The organism is Williamsia sp. CHRR-6, from assembly GCF_018474015.1.
GTDB lineage: Bacteria > Actinomycetota > Actinomycetes > Mycobacteriales > Mycobacteriaceae > Williamsia_A.
The window spans coordinates 548,975-564,322 of sequence record NZ_JAHCSG010000001.1 but is presented as its reverse complement, the minus strand read 5'-3'; the positions used below and the strand labels follow the sequence as shown (position 1 = coordinate 564,322).

The 15,348-nt window shown below is 67.1% G+C and carries 18 protein-coding genes; 9 read left to right on the top strand and 9 right to left on the bottom strand.

Features of this window, described 5'->3' with window-relative positions; all coding sequences use genetic code 11:
- Both KIK15_RS02650 and KIK15_RS02645 read right to left on the bottom strand, forming a co-directional pair.
- Nucleotides 1-258 (bottom strand): WhiB family transcriptional regulator, encoded by a 258-nt coding sequence (locus KIK15_RS02650; protein WP_214242577.1) that lies wholly within the window; start codon nt 256-258, stop codon nt 1-3.
- A 271-nt stretch (nt 259-529) separates the two neighbouring features.
- Nucleotides 530-1,474: a diacylglycerol kinase family protein gene (locus KIK15_RS02645; RefSeq protein WP_307851706.1), complete on the bottom strand. Its 945-nt coding sequence runs from the start codon at nt 1,472-1,474 to the stop codon at nt 530-532.
- Between the two features lie 142 nt (nt 1,475-1,616).
- On the opposite strand from KIK15_RS02645, the gene KIK15_RS02640 reads away from it, so the two are divergent.
- Nucleotides 1,617-2,096: a hypothetical protein gene (locus tag KIK15_RS02640; protein WP_214242575.1), complete on the top strand. Its 480-nt coding sequence runs from the start codon at nt 1,617-1,619 to the stop codon at nt 2,094-2,096.
- A gap of 25 nt (nt 2,097-2,121) precedes the next feature.
- Here KIK15_RS02640 and KIK15_RS02635 read toward each other — a convergent pair whose 3' ends face one another.
- The gene (locus tag KIK15_RS02635; RefSeq protein ID WP_214242574.1) at nt 2,122-2,748 is read right to left on the bottom strand and encodes an acid phosphatase; all 627 of its coding nucleotides are present in this window, start codon (nt 2,746-2,748) and stop codon (nt 2,122-2,124) included.
- Nucleotides 2,749-2,852: 104 nt separating this feature from the next.
- On the opposite strand from KIK15_RS02635, the gene KIK15_RS02630 reads away from it, so the two are divergent.
- Entirely contained in the window at nt 2,853-3,647 is a 795-nt protein-coding gene (locus KIK15_RS02630; protein WP_214242573.1) for a ParA family protein, read from the top strand.
- Nucleotides 3,648-3,656: 9 nt separating this feature from the next.
- On the opposite strand, the gene KIK15_RS02625 is transcribed toward KIK15_RS02630, so the two are convergent.
- Together KIK15_RS02625 and KIK15_RS02620 are read right to left on the bottom strand one after the other, a co-directional pair.
- Nucleotides 3,657-4,979, bottom strand: coding sequence for a hypothetical protein (locus KIK15_RS02625; RefSeq protein WP_307851705.1), 1,323 nt, complete (start codon nt 4,977-4,979; stop codon nt 3,657-3,659).
- Nucleotides 4,976-6,595 (bottom strand): DEAD/DEAH box helicase, encoded by a 1,620-nt coding sequence (locus KIK15_RS02620; protein WP_250323906.1) that lies wholly within the window; start codon nt 6,593-6,595, stop codon nt 4,976-4,978. Before KIK15_RS02620 ends, KIK15_RS02625 begins: the two co-directional genes overlap by 4 nt.
- Between KIK15_RS02620 and KIK15_RS02615 the strand changes: the two genes are divergently transcribed.
- From KIK15_RS02615 to KIK15_RS02605, 3 genes are all read left to right on the top strand, one after another.
- Complete coding sequence (locus KIK15_RS02615; protein ID WP_214243291.1) at nt 6,588-6,857, top strand: hypothetical protein; 270 nt, start codon at nt 6,588-6,590, stop codon at nt 6,855-6,857. The two genes, KIK15_RS02620 and KIK15_RS02615, sit on opposite strands and share 8 nt — an antisense overlap.
- Before the next feature lie 124 nt (nt 6,858-6,981).
- On the top strand, nt 6,982-7,671 hold the full coding sequence (locus KIK15_RS02610) for a ferritin-like fold-containing protein (RefSeq protein WP_214242572.1): 690 nt from the start codon (nt 6,982-6,984) through the stop codon (nt 7,669-7,671).
- A 190-nt stretch (nt 7,672-7,861) separates the two neighbouring features.
- Nucleotides 7,862-8,095 carry a DUF3107 domain-containing protein gene (locus KIK15_RS02605; RefSeq protein ID WP_214242571.1) on the top strand — a complete coding sequence of 78 codons (234 nt, stop codon included), beginning with the start codon at nt 7,862-7,864 and terminating at the stop codon, nt 8,093-8,095.
- A 9-nt stretch (nt 8,096-8,104) separates the two neighbouring features.
- Here the strand turns inward: KIK15_RS02605 and KIK15_RS02600 are convergent, their stop codons facing one another.
- Nucleotides 8,105-8,767 carry a TetR/AcrR family transcriptional regulator gene (locus KIK15_RS02600; RefSeq protein WP_250323905.1) on the bottom strand — a complete coding sequence of 221 codons (663 nt, stop codon included), beginning with the start codon at nt 8,765-8,767 and terminating at the stop codon, nt 8,105-8,107.
- Between the two features lie 56 nt (nt 8,768-8,823).
- Here KIK15_RS02600 and KIK15_RS02595 point away from each other — a divergent pair, with 56 nt between their 5' ends.
- From KIK15_RS02595 to moeZ, 3 genes are all read left to right on the top strand, one after another.
- On the top strand, nt 8,824-9,882 hold the full coding sequence (locus KIK15_RS02595; RefSeq protein WP_214243220.1) for an alpha/beta fold hydrolase: 1,059 nt from the start codon (nt 8,824-8,826) through the stop codon (nt 9,880-9,882).
- Nucleotides 9,883-10,026: 144 nt separating this feature from the next.
- Nucleotides 10,027-11,211: a DUF3152 domain-containing protein gene (locus KIK15_RS02590; protein WP_307851704.1), complete on the top strand. Its 1,185-nt coding sequence runs from the start codon at nt 10,027-10,029 to the stop codon at nt 11,209-11,211.
- Between the two features lie 164 nt (nt 11,212-11,375).
- Nucleotides 11,376-12,551 (top strand): adenylyltransferase/sulfurtransferase MoeZ, encoded by a 1,176-nt coding sequence (gene moeZ, locus KIK15_RS02585; RefSeq protein ID WP_214242570.1) that lies wholly within the window; start codon nt 11,376-11,378, stop codon nt 12,549-12,551.
- A gap of 35 nt (nt 12,552-12,586) precedes the next feature.
- Here the strand turns inward: moeZ and KIK15_RS02580 are convergent, their stop codons facing one another.
- Both KIK15_RS02580 and KIK15_RS02575 read right to left on the bottom strand, forming a co-directional pair.
- Nucleotides 12,587-13,141: a hypothetical protein gene (locus tag KIK15_RS02580; RefSeq protein ID WP_214242569.1), complete on the bottom strand. Its 555-nt coding sequence runs from the start codon at nt 13,139-13,141 to the stop codon at nt 12,587-12,589.
- Complete coding sequence (locus KIK15_RS02575) at nt 13,138-13,362, bottom strand: NucA/NucB deoxyribonuclease domain-containing protein (protein WP_214242568.1); 225 nt, start codon at nt 13,360-13,362, stop codon at nt 13,138-13,140. Before KIK15_RS02575 ends, KIK15_RS02580 begins: the two co-directional genes overlap by 4 nt.
- A 258-nt stretch (nt 13,363-13,620) precedes the next feature.
- On the opposite strand from KIK15_RS02575, the gene KIK15_RS02570 reads away from it, so the two are divergent.
- Nucleotides 13,621-14,475, top strand: coding sequence for a TIGR02569 family protein (locus KIK15_RS02570; RefSeq protein WP_214242567.1), 855 nt, complete (start codon nt 13,621-13,623; stop codon nt 14,473-14,475).
- Nucleotides 14,476-14,562: 87 nt separating this feature from the next.
- Here KIK15_RS02570 and KIK15_RS02565 read toward each other — a convergent pair whose 3' ends face one another.
- On the bottom strand, nt 14,563-15,261 hold the full coding sequence (locus tag KIK15_RS02565; RefSeq protein ID WP_214242566.1) for a DUF4352 domain-containing protein: 699 nt from the start codon (nt 15,259-15,261) through the stop codon (nt 14,563-14,565).
- Between the last annotated feature and the right edge of the window lie 87 nt (nt 15,262-15,348).

The following is a 15,348-nucleotide window of genomic DNA, read 5'->3' as shown; positions in this document are numbered from 1 at the left end:
TCAGACAGTGGTGCTGCGAGTGCGGTTGCGCGCGTTACGGCGCTTGAGTGCGCGACGCTCGTCCTCGCTCATGCCGCCCCACACGCCTGCGTCCTGACCCGACTCCAACGCCCATGACAGGCAGTCTGCGGTGACCGGGCAGCGGTTGCAGACGAGCTTCGCATCGGCTATCTGCGCGATGGCCGGACCGCTGGTTCCCACGGGGAAGAACAGCTCCGGATCCTCATCGCGACAGATTGCCTTGTGACGCCAGTCCATTCCTGCTCCTTCTATGCGCGCACCGATGCGCGAATCGTTACCTTCGGTTAACCCGTGCGGCTCGAATGTTTCCGCACTGTTGCTTGTGAATGCTTTCACGAATCCATGACAAGTCAATGGAGTTCCGATAACACGTGGGCAAAGTCACTCCCCGAGTGGGGGGCCTGTGACGACGGCCAACGACCGTTCTACTACAGTCAGACGTTTGGCGCTCGTGATATCCGTGTGACGCTTTCCCGGGTGTCTGTCCAGCAGCGGCCCGCCCGGCCAGCTAGGCCTGCGGTGCGGGTGCCACCACCTCGAGGCGATCGGCGCAGTACGCGAAGGCCACATCCGACCGCGGTCCGATGAAGTCGCCGTCCATCTGCATGTCGATCGGCTCGTCGGCCACCACCCGCACCGACTCCACATCATCGTCGGTGAACAGGTGACGGGCTGTGGGGGTGCGATTGGTCAGCAGTTGCGCGGCCAACGGCAGATTGCGCAGGAACGCCATCGACCGTGACGCGAACACGCCCAGTCCCGAGTCGAAGGTGGTTCCCGGATTGGTCAGCACCGGACGCTCACCGATGAAAGTCCACGGGTTGGAGTTGCTGACGAAGACGAAATGGACACCGGTGACCGGCTCCTGCCCGGGGATGGCAACCGTCAAGGTCGCGGGGCGTTTCGCCGAGGCGATGAACTGCCGGATGGTCGTCCACACGTAGCGGGCATCACTGGCCGGCTTGCCCGACACGCGTTGACGCTCCACCGCGTGCACCACCTCGGCGTCCACGCCCATACCGGCGTTGAACAGGAACCATCGCCCGTCGGCGTGACCGAGGCTGACCCGGCGCCGGGCGCCGTCGGTGATCAGATTCACCAGCTGGCCGGTGGCCTGCAACGGGTCAGGATGGATGCCCAACGATCGGGCGAACACGTTCGCGCTACCCCCGGGCACCACGGCGAGCGTCGGCGTAGAACGCCCGGTCTCTGGTTGACCCGGCCCGTCGAGCAGGCCGTTGACCGCCTCGTTCACCGTCCCGTCGCCCCCGTGCACGATGACCAGGTCGGTGCCGCCGACCCGAGCCGCCGCCGCCAGTTCACCAGCATGACCCCGATGGGTGGTCAGCTCCACGGTGAGATCGACTCGGCTTGCCAGGGTCTGCGCCAGCGCGTCGCGCCCGGCGTCGGTGGTCGACGTCGCGAACGGGTTGGTGATCAGCAGGGCGCGCACGACACCCGAGCCTAGTGCCCGCACGCTCACGGGCACGCCGACGGGTGAGATGCGCCCCCGCACCCACGACCATGCACGTCGGTGCGGTGATGGCCGACTCAGACGCGAGGCAACGTGCACATCGCGAACTACCCTTGAGCATGTGACCGAGACCAGCCCTGATCGTCGCCCGCCGAAGTCGATCCGCCGCGCCGGTGCCATCGTTGCCGTGCAGGGTGCCGCGGCCATCGTGATCGCGCTGGTCCTGGTGATCCGTGGATTCGAAGGGGCCGGAGAGGCCTTCATCAGCAGCTACGGCACCGCCGCCTGGTTTGCCATCCTCGGTGGCGGAGTGCTCGCAGGGGGCATCGCGCTGATCACCGGCCGCCGCTGGGGACGAGCCATCGCGGTGGTGGCCGAGATCTTGCTGCTGCCGGTCTCCTACGCATTGATCGTCGACTCCGGTCAGCCCGGCTATGGCGTTCCACTGTTGCTGGTTGCCCTGGCGGCGTTGGCACTGCTGTTCTCCCCGTCGTCGGTGCGTTGGTTGGCCGCCGAGTACGCCCCCGACGCCGCGCCACCCGAGGTGTCCGACCCCAGCACGCCCTCCTCGACTGCCCAGAAGCCCAAACGACGCCGCTGAGCCGGCGGGTCAGACCGGGCGGCCGTCACACCTGTGCGGGCCCGTCGACATACGAGTCGCTGGCGTAGCCCGTCCGTCCCAGCGTCATCACCTGCGATGTCCCGCGGTCCATGCCCAACACCGCCATCGATGCCGGCAGCATTGCGAAGTGCTGGCCGAAGGTGATCGGGCTGTCGGTCCACCGGGCCAGCACCGCCCGCGAGAAGTGGCCATGCGACACCAACACCACATCGCCCTCGGTCATCAGCGACCGAACCGTCGCGATCACCGCGTCCACCCGGGCACTCATCTGCTGCGGTGACTCGCCATCAGGCGCGCCGTGGGTGAACACGTTCCACCCGGGATCGTCGGAGTGGATCTGCCGCGACGTCACCCCCTCGTAGCGGCCGTAATCCCATTCGCACAATCGCTCGTCCACCGCGTCCACGGTGAGCCCTGCCAACTCTGCGGTCCGTCGCGCACGTACCCGCGGAGAGGTGAACACCCGCGGGCGCACCAGCGCGAGCTCGCCGACGGGCCCGGCAAGGCTGCGAGCCTGCGCCACGCCCTCGTCGGTGAGATCGATGTCAGTCGAGCCGGTGTGCCGTCCGGTTCGCGACCATTCGGTCTCGCCGTGTCGGATGAGTATCAGTCGGTGCATTCTGTCGCCCACTGAATCCATGGTGCCGTATCGACGCCTATCCTCAGGGGCCTACGACCACTTCGGCCGACGAGGAGTCCACGCATGCACCTGACCGGACCGAGAAGCCGCCTGCGATGAGCAAAACCCTCGCCGTCGCCAACCAGAAGGGTGGGGTCGCCAAGACCACCACCGTCGCATCCATCGGGGCGGCTCTGGCCGCCATGGATCTGTCGGTGCTCGTCGTCGACCTCGACCCGCAGGGCTGCCTGACCTTCTCGCTCGGCCACGACCCCGACCACCTGACGGTCTCGGTGCACGAGGTGCTGCTCGGGGAGGTCGACATAGTCGATGCTCTCGTCTCCACCGAGGACGGTGTCACGCTGCTTCCCGCCACCATCGACCTCGCCGGGGCCGAGGCGCTGCTGCTGATGCGGCCCGGCCGCGAGTACGCCCTCAAGCGAGCGCTGGCGCAGGTGGCACAGGACTACGACGTGATCATCATCGACTGTCCGCCCTCACTGGGTGTGCTGACCCTCAACGGCCTGACCGCCGCCGACGAGGTGGTGGTGCCGCTGCAGTGCGAGACGCTGGCCCACCGCGGTGTGGGTCAGCTGCTACGCACGGTCACCGAGGTGCAGCAGATCACCAACCCGGGTCTGCGACTGCTCGGCGTCATCCCCACGCTCTACGACGCGCGCACCACCCACAGTCGCGACGTGTTGGCTGATGTCTCCGATCGCTACGACATGCCGGTTCTCAGCCCGCCCATCCCACGTACGGTGCGCTTTGCCGAGGCCTCGGCGTCGGGCGCCACCGTGATGACCGGCCGCAAGAACAAGGGCTCGGTGGCCTACCGGGAACTGGCCGACAACCTGTGGCAGCACTGGGACGGCGGCAAGAAACTCAGTGTCCTCGAGACCGCTGTCTGACCCCTCCCGTCACCTCGACGACGTGCCGATCAGCATGTGCACCCGTCCGCCCCACAGTTGCACCACGGTGTTGCCGATCGCGGCCAATGCGATGGTGCCGCCGCGATAGTCGGTGCGCGACACCGGGATCGACCGGTTTCGGCGGCCGGTGGATCGATCGAGGACATCGATCCCAGCCATCGTGGGCACCAACAGATCGGCCCCCATCGGGGTGGCCGGACCGACGGTGTCAGGCACCTGGAACCGCGGCACCAACGTCGTCTGATCCAGGATCACGGTGGCTTTGCCAGTGAAGAACGACAACCCGGTGTCGGGACGGTTGGGATCTGGACTGGTGGGGTAGGAGTCCGCTGGTGGCGCGGGTGTGCCGAACACGTCGTGTCGACTGACCAGTGCGGCATCAGGGCCGTACACCTCGACCCGGGGGCCGGCGGTATCGTTCACCGCCCCCTGGGTTCCCGCGTACACCGCCGCGCCGGCCGAACCGACGGCGATGACCCGAGGCGGTGGGGCGGTGGTGCCGCTGGTGATGATCCGTGACCCCGACTGGGCCACCTTCTCGTCCTTGTCCTGGTTGGCCGCGAAGATCGTCAGCCGGTAGCCTGGCTCGTCGCCGCACCGCTCGATCACCGCGATCTGATCGGAACCCGTTGCGCTGGAGAGCAGTTCGCATCCCGAGCGGGGTTGCCTGCCGGGCTGCACGGGGGCCGAGACGCGCCCGTACTCCACCCCGCGCACCAGCGACGAACCCCAGGACTCCAAGCGGGTGGCACCCTGAGAGACGACGAAGTTCGATCCGGCCGAGAGGGTGACGCGGGCGTCGGCGTCGCTACTGCGCGCCGACGCTCGGCGGCCGCTGTCGGCCGCCAACGCAGTCGTCTCGCTGCACCCCCGCGAGTTCCGGTAGACCGCGACCACCCGCGGCAGCGAGTTGAACGCAGCGACAACCCCGCACAGTGCACGATCGCGGCGATAGGACCAGCGGACGGCTCCAGTGACCGGGTCGTGCCCGCGCACCGCGCCGTCGTCGCCGGTCACCACGGTGCTGGCGGTCACCACCGGTGCTGCGGTGTTCGCCGAGTCGGCCTGCCATCCGTTGACAAACCCGGTCGGTGTCTCAGCGACTTCGGCCACCGCAGGCAGCGCGACGCCACTGGCCTGACTGACGGTCCGTCGGGTGGGGCTGACGTAGACGATGGAAGCGCCCACCACGACGATGATGGCGATGATCACCCCGACGGCGATCAGGTCGCCCCGCGTCCGACGCTCCGGTCGGATGGGACGTCGATCGGTCGTCGAGGAGGGCACCTCGACGTCGGCGCCGCCGTTCACTCGCCGGTGGAACTCGCAGGCGCTGACTGAGCGGCCGAATCCTGCTGGCCGGCTGCGGCCGACCCCGAGCCCCGGCGGCGACGTCGGCGACGCGGCCGAGTACCGGCGCCGCCGTCCTCGGTCGCATCGACATCGTCGGCCGTGGAGGCCGACGTTTGGCTCTCCGGCCGCGAGACCGACACCGGCGCAGTTGAATCCGGGGTCGAATCGGCGCCACTACTGCGGGCGCCACGGGTGCGCCGACGCTGACGATCACTGCGCGGGGCACGACGTTCGCGGGGTTCCCGCGTGCCGCCGGCCGACCGCGACGACCCCTCGGCGTCGCTGGTCGGCCGCGCGGTGGCCAACCGGCCGGTGGCGGTGTCGGGGATCCCGAGATCGGCACGCAGATGCTCAGAACTGGAGTACGTCTCCGCCGGCTCAGGCATGCCCAGGCTCAGCGCTTTGTCGATGAGTTCCCACTTGTGCAGCTCATCCCAGTCGACCAGGGTGACCGCGATGCCGGTGCGTCCGGCCCGACCGGTGCGGCCGATGCGATGGACGTAGGCCTTCTCGTCCTCGGGGCACTGGTAGTTGATGACGTGGGTGACGTCGTCGATGTCGATGCCGCGCGCGGCCACGTCGGTGGCCACGATGACGTCGATGGTGCCGTCGCGGAATCGGCCCAGTGCCTTCTCGCGTGCCACCTGGCCCAGGTCGCCATGCACCGCGCCCACCTTGAAGCCACGTTCGGCGAGGTCGTCGGCCACCTTCTGTGCAGTCCGCTTAGTCCGGGTGAAGATCATGGTGGCGCCGCGGCCCTCCGCCTGCAGCACCCGCGCCACCAACTCGGCCTTGTCCAGCGCGTGCGCGCGGTACGCGTATTGCTTGGTGCGGTCGTGCACCGCCGAATCGTGAGCGTGCTCGGCCCGGATGTGGGTCGGCTTGGTCATGAACGTACGCGCCAGCGTCACGATCGGACCGGGCATGGTGGCCGAGAACAGCATCGTCTGCCGCTGCTCGGGCAGGGCCCGCATGATGCGCTCGATGTCGGGCAGAAAGCCCAGGTCCAGCATCTCGTCGGCCTCGTCGAGGACCAGGATCTGCACCTTGCCCAGGATCAGGTGGCCCTGGTTGGCCAGATCCAACAGACGGCCTGGGGTGCCCACGACCACGTCGACGCCCGCCTGCAGCTCGGCGATCTGTGACTCGTACGGGCGGCCGCCGTAGATCGCGGTGATCGACAGTTTGCGCTTGGGTTTGGGGGCGGGATCCACATCGACCTGGGCGGCGGCCATCTGCAGGTCGCCGGTCACCTGCAGGCACAGTTCGCGGGTGGGCACGATGATCAGTGCGCGGGGGGTCCCGTCCAGTGGGCGCAGTGGTCCGTCGGAGCCGACCGCGACCTGGGAGATGCGGTGCAGCAGCGGGATTCCGAAGCCAAAGGTCTTCCCCATCCCGGTACGCGCCTGACCGATCAGGTCGTCGCCGGCGATGGCCAGCGGAAGGGTCAGCTCCTGGATGGCGAAGGTGTGGGTCTTACCGTTCTCGGTCAGTGCGGCCACGATCTGCGGGCTGACACCGAGCTCGGCGAACGTCGGGGCGACGTGGGTGTCGGGGTCGAGGACCGTGGTCAACGGTTCGTCCGTGCTGGTCGTCAATGTGCTGGTCGTCAATGTGCTGGTCTGCTCGGAGCCGGTCGGTTCGGGACCTGTCGGTTCGGGGGTGGTGCTGTCAAGAGTGGAGTTGTCGGTACTGATGGTGGTGCCTTCCGATGTGGCGAGCACGCACGACGGGCTCTACCAACCGCTGCACCGGCCGGGAGACCGGGGGCGGGAGCCGGAAGGTGATTCGCGGCTCGAGATCGGGCAACAAGTGCGCGCACAATTGCGGGTGTAGGGCGGACGCTTGGCGGCCGGAGGCCGACGGCATTGCCCGTACCCGCGCAATCGTACGTGCGCAGTGGCGCAGATGCCGCATTCGGTGGATCACGGGTGTGACCGGCGCCGGTACCATCAGGCCCATGTCGAGCCCCGATTCGTCGTCCGTCGGCCCCGTCGCGTCATCGTTGCCGGCCGATCACCCGGGGATCACGGCACTGTTCGGTGTGCTCGCGGCCGGTGAGCTCGCCGCGTTCTACCGGCTGGCCGGCGAGGCGGCCATGGCGCCTGACATCCGGGGCCGGGTGGCGCTGGCGCAGATGGCCGGCGCCGAGATGAACCACTTCGACCTGCTGGCCGGAGAACTGGTACGTCGCGGTCGCGACGTGACCGACACCGTGGCCACCTTCGCCCCGGTCCTGGATCGCTACCACGGCTCGACCACGCCCAGCACCTGGCTGGAATCGATGGTCAAGGCCTACATCGGGGACGGCCTGGCCGCCGACTTCTACCTCGAGATCGCGGGCACGCTGCCGGTCGAGGCCGAGCAGATCGTCCGTCAGGTGATGTCGGAGACCCAGCATTCGGACTTTGCGCGCACCGAGGTGCGCGCCGCGGTTGCCGCCGATCCGGCGGTCCGGTCGCCGCTGACCCTGTGGGGTCGCCGACTGCTCGGCGAGGCGATCACCCAGGCCCAGCACGTCCTGGCTGCCGAGGAGGAGCTGACCGACCTATTGTTCGCGCAGGCCGCCGACCTCACGCGGGTCTCAGATTTCTTCGAGTCCATCCAGGAGCGACACGCCGCGCGCATGGCCGACCTCGGCCTGGGATGAGTTCGGCCTGTGGTGAGACCCGCCTGGGAAGAGCTCGGGCGCTCAAGCCGTGTCAGATCCGCCCTCAGCGGAGCGGGCGACCGGTCGTGGTCGCCCTCCACTAGCCTTGTCCCAGAGGCATCGGCGCGCGTAGGGCGTTCGATGACACACATCGCCACTCGCGCCCAGCGCCGAACCCAGGAGGACCACCGTGACGGTTGACGTGAAGATCGGGATCACCGACAGCCCCCGTGAACTGGTGGTGCAGACCGATCAGAGCAGCGACGCGGTGCACGCCCTGGTCGAGACCGCGTTGGCCGGAGGGGAATCGTTGCTGCGCCTGACCGATGAGAAGGGCGCACGTTTCCTCGTCCCGGTCACCAAGATCGCCTACGTCGAGGTGGGCACCTCCGAACGCCCGAAGGTCGGCTTCGGCGCCGGCTGAGCGTCGCCGTCAGTTCGGGGGCTCGGCCTCGCCGGTCGAGGTGGTCAGTGGCACATGTGAGAGACCGCCCCACAGCAGCGCCACCGTGGTGTTCACCGCGTCCTGCTTGCTGATGGGGCGTTTGGCGTCGAGCCAGTATCGGGCGTTGGTCTGACTGGCTCCCACCAACCCGGCCGCCAGCATCCGCGACCGGTGCGGATCGAGCCCGGAATCGTGCATGACCAGCCCGTACACCGCGTCCACACAGGCTTCGGTGGCCCCTTCCACCCGACGTAACGCCGCAGGGTCCAGGGCGTCGGACTCGAAGATCAGCCGGTAACCCTGGTGGTCCTGGTCGATGAAGTCGAAGAACGCGTTGACGGCGGCGTGCACCCGTCGACGGTTGTCGGTGGTGGTCTCCAGCGCCTTGCGCACCCCGGTCACCAACTGTTCGGCATGTGATTCCAACACCGCCAGATAAAGATCCAACTTGCCCGGGAAGTGTTGGTAGAGGACGGGTTTGCTCACACCTGCGTGTACGGCGATCTCGTCCATGCCCGCCGAATGGTAGCCACGCTCGACGAAGATCTCGCTGGCGGCGTCGAGGAGTTGAACACGGCGTGCGCTGCGCGGCATCCGGGTGTTGCGACGGTTCGTCGAATCGGTGGACAGACGATCGGCGGCCCCGGGCATGGCGACGACACTACTCGCAGCGGTGTCGCGGGTTCGGGCATGCTGGACAGGTGTCGATGACAGAGGGGGCGTCGGTGGACGAGTCCGAGGCGGCCGAGGCGACGGTGGGCTCGGGTGGATCGGCGGTGCGCGATCAGTTGGCGCCGTTGGATCGCAGCACCGACCTGTGGCCGGGTGAGCACATCGTCGTCGGCCGGTTCCGGGTGTTCGTCCGCCACCTACGCGCCCGGGAGCGATCCGCGGCCCGCGCCGCAGCGCCCGGGGGGCAGGTGTCGACCGGTCGAGCGCTGTACGTGCACGGGCTCGGTGGTTCGTCGCTGAACTGGACCGATCTGGCGCAGGTGCTCTCGCCGGTGCTCGACGGTCACGTGATGGACCTGCCCGGGTTCGGCTTCTCCGACCCGCCTGTCGACGGCAGCTATTCGCTGACGACCATGACCGATGCGGTCATCGCGGTCCTGGAACACCTTGTTGCACAGTCTGATTCCGCTGGCGGGGTGCACCTGGTCGGCAACTCGCTGGGCGGTGCGGTCGCGGCCCGGGTGGCTGCGCAGCGACCCGATCTGGTGACCACCCTGACGTTGATCTCCCCGGCGTTCCCCGACTTGCGGCCACGCCTCAAGCGGCTCTCGTTCATCCCGCTCACTCTTGCCGCCGTGCCGCGGGTGGGGCCTGCGGTGTTCGGCTACTTGGGTCGGGTGCACGCACGCGCTCAGGTCGCCCAGACGCTCAACGAGATCATGGAACGTCCCCAGGTCCTGGGTCCCACCCGAATCGAGCAGGCGGTCGAGCACGCGGTGGCCCGCGCCGACATGCCGTGGGCTCCAGCGGCGTTGTCGGGCAGCCTCACCGAGTTGGTGGCCAGTTGGTTGTGGATGTCGGGCCGGGATCACTGGCGCCGGGCGGCGACGATCTCGGTTCCCACCCTGGTCATGTGGGGTGGTCGGGACAAACTGGTCAGCTCGGCCATCGCTCCACGCCTGGTGCGGGCTATCGTCGGGTCGCGGCTGGTCATGTTCGGTGCGGTCGGACATGTCTGTCAGATGGAGATCCCGGTGGAGACCGCGCGCGAGATCGCGCGCCACGTCGAAACGCACGCCGCATCCGCCACCTGACTCGCCGGGATCCGTCATCGGCGATCACGGATCGTCAATTCTGGACCGAGACGGCCGATCCGGGGCGCGACATCGATCACCGAGCTGGTGGTGACGGGCGTGTGCGTCCACGTTTGGGCGTGTCGGTTGTGAGAAGGTGAGTCGGTGAGCACCGCAGGCGGCGGACCCCGCGGACCCGGTATGTCCGGGCAGCGTCCGATGAACCCGCCTGACGGCTACCCGCCAGACCCTCGGTCACGTCCAGGAGTGCCGGAGTCGCCGCGTCAGCGCCCACCGTCGGGACCGCAGTCGCAGCCGATCGCCGCCCAGTCCGCCGGTCCGCCGGCCGCATCGGGCGCAGATCCGGCCACCGAGAGCCCGCGCCCCCGTCGACCCCGCCCCGCCGACGACCAGCCGTTGCGTGCGCACTGGGATCCCACCTCGGTGGTGCCGCGGCGGCCCCGGGGCCCCCGGCCAGAACGCAAGAAACGCAGCGCGGTCGGTCGGTTCATCGGCACCTACGGATGGCGTGCCTACGCCATCCCGGTGCTGCTGGTTCTCACCGTCCTGCTGGTCATCGCCACGGTGCGCGAACGCGGTTCGCCCGACCCGTCGTCGTCCTCGACCGGGGTGGTCCAGGATCTCGGGGCGCGCAACACCGATGTCAACAAGATCACCACCGCCGTCGGTGCCCCCGCCGGAGCCGCCAACGCGGTGGTGCTGCCGGCCGGGCAACTGCCGGCCGGTGGAGCGTTCTCGACCAATGGCGCCAAAACCTTTCGGGTGGTCCCGGGAACCACGCCGGTGGTGGGGACGGCCCAGAAGGTCTACCGCTACACCGTCGAGGTGGAGAACGGCCTAATACCCGAGAACTACGGCGGAGACCAGACTTTCGCCAAACTCGTCGACGCCACCCTGGCCAGCCCCAAGAGCTGGATTGGGCGGGGCGCGGTGTCGTTTCGGCGGATCGACACCGGCACACCCGATTTCACCATCTCGCTGACGTCGTCGGGTACCACGCGCGAACTGTGCGGCTACCAGATCAAATTGGAGTCGTCGTGCTACTACCCACCCAACACCCGCGTGGTGCTCAACGAGGCCCGGTGGGTGCGGGGTGCGGTGTCGTTCCAAGGTGATGACCTGTCGTACCGGCAGTACCAGATCAACCACGAGGTGGGCCACGCCATCGGCTACGAGAAGCATGAGCCGTGCGCGCAGCAGGGTGGGCTGGCGCCGATCATGATGCAGCAGAGCTTCGGGGTGGCCAACCGTGACATCCAGGCGCTCGACCCCGACGCCAAGGGTGACCCGACCCTGGTTTGTCGGGTCAACCCGTGGCCCTATCCCTGAGCGGATCCACTCTGGTGACGCGGCGTGGGGCCGCGCGGCGCCGCGTGAGCGTCCACCGGCTGGGCGCGCCCGTCATGTCGGAATGGTGGGCCGTGCTGAGCCGTTGACTCGGGTAGCCTCCGCCGCTGATCGTCGCGGAGCGAAACGTCGTCTTGGAGGACTTGATGAGTGCGCTGCCACCGATTGTCGAACCCGCCGCGGAACTCACCCGGGACGAGGTGGCGCGCTACAGCAGGCATCTGATCATCCCCGACATCGGCATGGAGGGGCAGAAGCGGATCAAGAACGCCCGGGTGCTGGTGATCGGTGCCGGTGGTCTGGGTTCGCCTACCTTGCTCTACCTTGCCGCCGCCGGGGTGGGCACCATCGGGATCGTTGAGTTCGATGAGGTGGACGAGTCGAATCTGCAGCGGCAGGTGATCCACGGCCAGTCCGATATCGGGCGGTCCAAGGCTGACAGCGCCCGCGACTCGATCGCCGAGATCAATCCACTGGTCAAGGTCGAACTGCACAAGGTCCGGTTGGAGCCCGAGAACGCGATCGAGTTGTTCTCCCGCTACGACCTGATCGTGGACGGTACCGACAACTTCGCCACCCGCTACCTCGTCAACGATGCTGCGGTGTTGGCACACAAGCCGTATGTGTGGGGCTCGATCTACCGGTTCGAGGGGCAGGCGTCGGTGTTCTGGGAAGACGCTCCCGACGGTCGCGGGTTGAACTACCGCGACCTCTACCCGCAGGCCCCGCCCCCAGGCATGGTGCCCTCGTGCGCCGAGGGTGGCGTGTTGGGGATCCTGTGCGCCTCCATCGGATCGATCATGGGAACCGAGGCCATCAAGTTGATCACCGGTGTGGGGGAGACGCTGCTGGGTCGGTTGATGGTCTACGACGCACTGGACATGGACTACCGCACCATCCGCATCCGCAAGGATCCGCAGGCCCAGCCGATCACCGAACTCATCGACTACGAGGTATTCTGCGGCGTGGTGTCCGACGAAGCGGCCGCTGCCGCAGGCGATTCCACGCTCACCGCGATCGAACTGAAGGAGAAGATCGATGCCGGTGACGCCATCGCATTGATCGACGTGCGCGAGCCGGTGGAGTGGGACATCGTCCACATCGACGGTGCCACATTGATCCCCAAGGGCGAGTTCGAATCGGGTGAGGCGCTTGCCAAGATCCCGCATGACCGCACCCCGGTCCTGTACTGCAAGACCGGCATCCGATCGGCTGAGGCGCTGGCGGCGGTCAAACGTGCCGGTTTTGCTGATGCAGCGCATCTGCAGGGTGGGATAGTGGCCTGGGCCAAACAGGTGGACACCTCGCTGCCGGTGTACTGAACCCGGAAGGGTCGGGTGTCCACCTGCTCGGTTGGTCACGTCTGGTTGAGTGACTTGAAGGTTTCCGGTGGTCGGATTGTCGTGTCGGGCCAGAGTTGGATGAGGAATTGCTCGACGTGGGTGTCGGGTGTGCGGGGTTGGTCGGGAACCTCTGGGATATCCCTGCTCACCTCGCCGCGGCCGCGGGAATAGACGCGGACACGGTATGTGCCGGGTGGGACCTGAAACGTCTTCAGCACACCGTCCACATACTCGGCGGGTCCCGCGAACTCTTGAAAACCGAATGTCGCGGCGAAGTCATAGGTTATCGAGACTTCACCGGAATCATCCCAGTTCTCTATTTCAAGCGTGGGCGCACTGTCATGCAACTGCGACCGAACACCTACATACCGGAGATCACTCATTGCGGTGAAGCTCAGGAGTTGCTCACTGACCCCGCACAGGACCGGCGAACACACGCAGTTGATTCCGACACGATACGGTCCAGACCCTATAAGATAGCCTGGAGAGTCCGGCCCAAAAGGCGTCAGCTCGAATGTCCAATCATTTGGCATCAGCGACCCGTAGACATCAACTGAAACGGTACTCATGGCTGAACGAAGAACTTGTCGCCCTCGATGACACGGTTTTCTCGATAGAAAGTCGAGAGAAGCGTCCCCTGAGCTACATCGATATCATCTCCGTCAACTCGTACCTGTTCAGCAAGCGGTACCCAGGCGATAGATGCCGACGCACCACCCTCGACGGTTGAAGCGAATGGGTATTCGTCGCAGGAGTTGAGAGCCGGGTCTGTTTTGGGCAGAGCGTTCATCCGTGCTGTGCTCCACGCGGTGTACTTTTCAGTGATCGGAGAGTAATGCGATGGCCCGCTTCGGATCAGATTCAAGAAATTTTCCTTGTTGCTTGTACGGACGGCTGAAATTAACAGGTACTTCGAAGCTTCGCAACCCTAATAAACTCGGACAACATACCGAAAGCCCGCAAGTACGACCAATCGGCCTGCAGGGGGCCCGGGAGTGACCCTCGCGCCTCCCGCAGTTCAGGCGCGCTGCTCGGTAATCTCAGCGCTGTGAACGCGCCCGAACCACCCGACCACGTCGTCAAGGCGTTCGGTCTCACCGGCCCGGCGCCCATCGCGCTGACCCGGGAATGGGAGGGCGGGTGGCGCATCGGCGAAGTGGTGTTGTCGCTGGTGCCAGATCATCCGCGCGCCGCGTGGTCGGCAAAGATCCGCGAGGACCTCTACGTCGACGGCCTGCGGGTGGCTCGGCCCTTGCGCGGCACCGACGGCCGCTACGTCGTCTCCGGATGGCGGGCCGACACCTATATCGCCGGGTCACCCGAACCGCGACACGACGAGGTGGTGTCGCTGGCCAACCGGCTACACCAGGCCACTGCAGACCTTGAACGCCCACGCTTCCTCACCCAGCCACCCGCGCCGCCGTTCACCGACGTGGATGTGTTCAACGCCGCCGATCGTGCGGCCTGGGAAGACGTGCCCATGCGCTCGGCCCGCGGCGCGGGCTTCGCCGAACCGACCTCGCCCGACGGTGCGAAGAGCATCGAAATGCTCAAAACCCTTGCCACCCTGCGCAAGCCAGTACAAGCCAAGCCGCAACTGGTGCACGGCGACCTGTTCGGGACAGTCCTGTTCGCCGGTGCCGCCGCTCCCGGGATCACCGACATCGTGCCCTACTGGCGGCCGGCGCCGTGGGCGGCAGCAGTGGTGGTGGTCGACGCGTTGGCCTGGGGCGGCGCCGACGAGGACCTCGTGGAACGCTGGTCCGATCTTCCCGAATGGCCTCAGATGATGCTGCGCGCGTTGATTTTCCGGCTCGCGGTTCACGCACTGCATCCCCGGTCGTCGGCGGGAGCGTTGGTGGGGCTGTCCCATGTGGTCGACGTGGTGCGGCTCATCCTGTGACCGCCTCGATCTGACCTTGACGTGCACGCACGACAACGCCCCACCGCGGAGTGGGGCGTTGTCACTTCTGGCGGACGTCGGAGCCGGCTACTTCAGGTTCACCGTCACGCCGCCGGAGAATATCGAATCGTGCAGTTCCACCGCCGTCGGCACCACCCCGACGGGAAGGTCGTAGATGATGCTGGCTTCCAGAGTGTTGCCCGGGTTGATGGGTTCGTAGAGGATCGCCTTGTCGCCCTGACTGATGCTGGCTGAGGTATCCGCTGAGTACTCGGAACCGTTGTTGCCCAACAGCTTCTGCGACGTGACATCGAGCGCTTTGGATTCTTTGCCCACATTGCGCACCGTTACCTCCAAGATCTGGAAGCGACCCTGTGCGGTCTCCGCCATGAAGTCGGGCCCGATGGTGGTGCCACCGTCGCGCACGCCACGCACGATGAACTCGAACTTGCCATCTCGCGCCGGCTGGCCCAGCCCAGGCCGGGCAGGTTTGGCCTTCGTGGTGGGCGCGGGCTTGTCGGTCTGACCGCCGGCAGCTGATGCGGCGGGTGCCGCCGCTGCCGTGGAGGGGGCGGCAGTGGTGTCGTCCTTCTTCGATGAGCCGCCACCGGCCGCCACCGAGATCACGACGATCAGCGCGATCGCGGCGAGGAACCCGGTGAACACCTTGTGGCGCACGAAGAAGTTCTTCTTGGGCGGCGGAGGCGGATACGGCGAACCGCCGCCATAAGGCGGCGGGGGAGGCGTCGGCGGGGGCGGGGCGGACGGGGGCGGGGGAACTGTCATCCGGGCAGGACCTTTCGATGGGCAATGACTGCGAGCACACCGTGACCGCATGGGCTCGCGCCTCCTCCACTCGGTCGCAGTCGACTC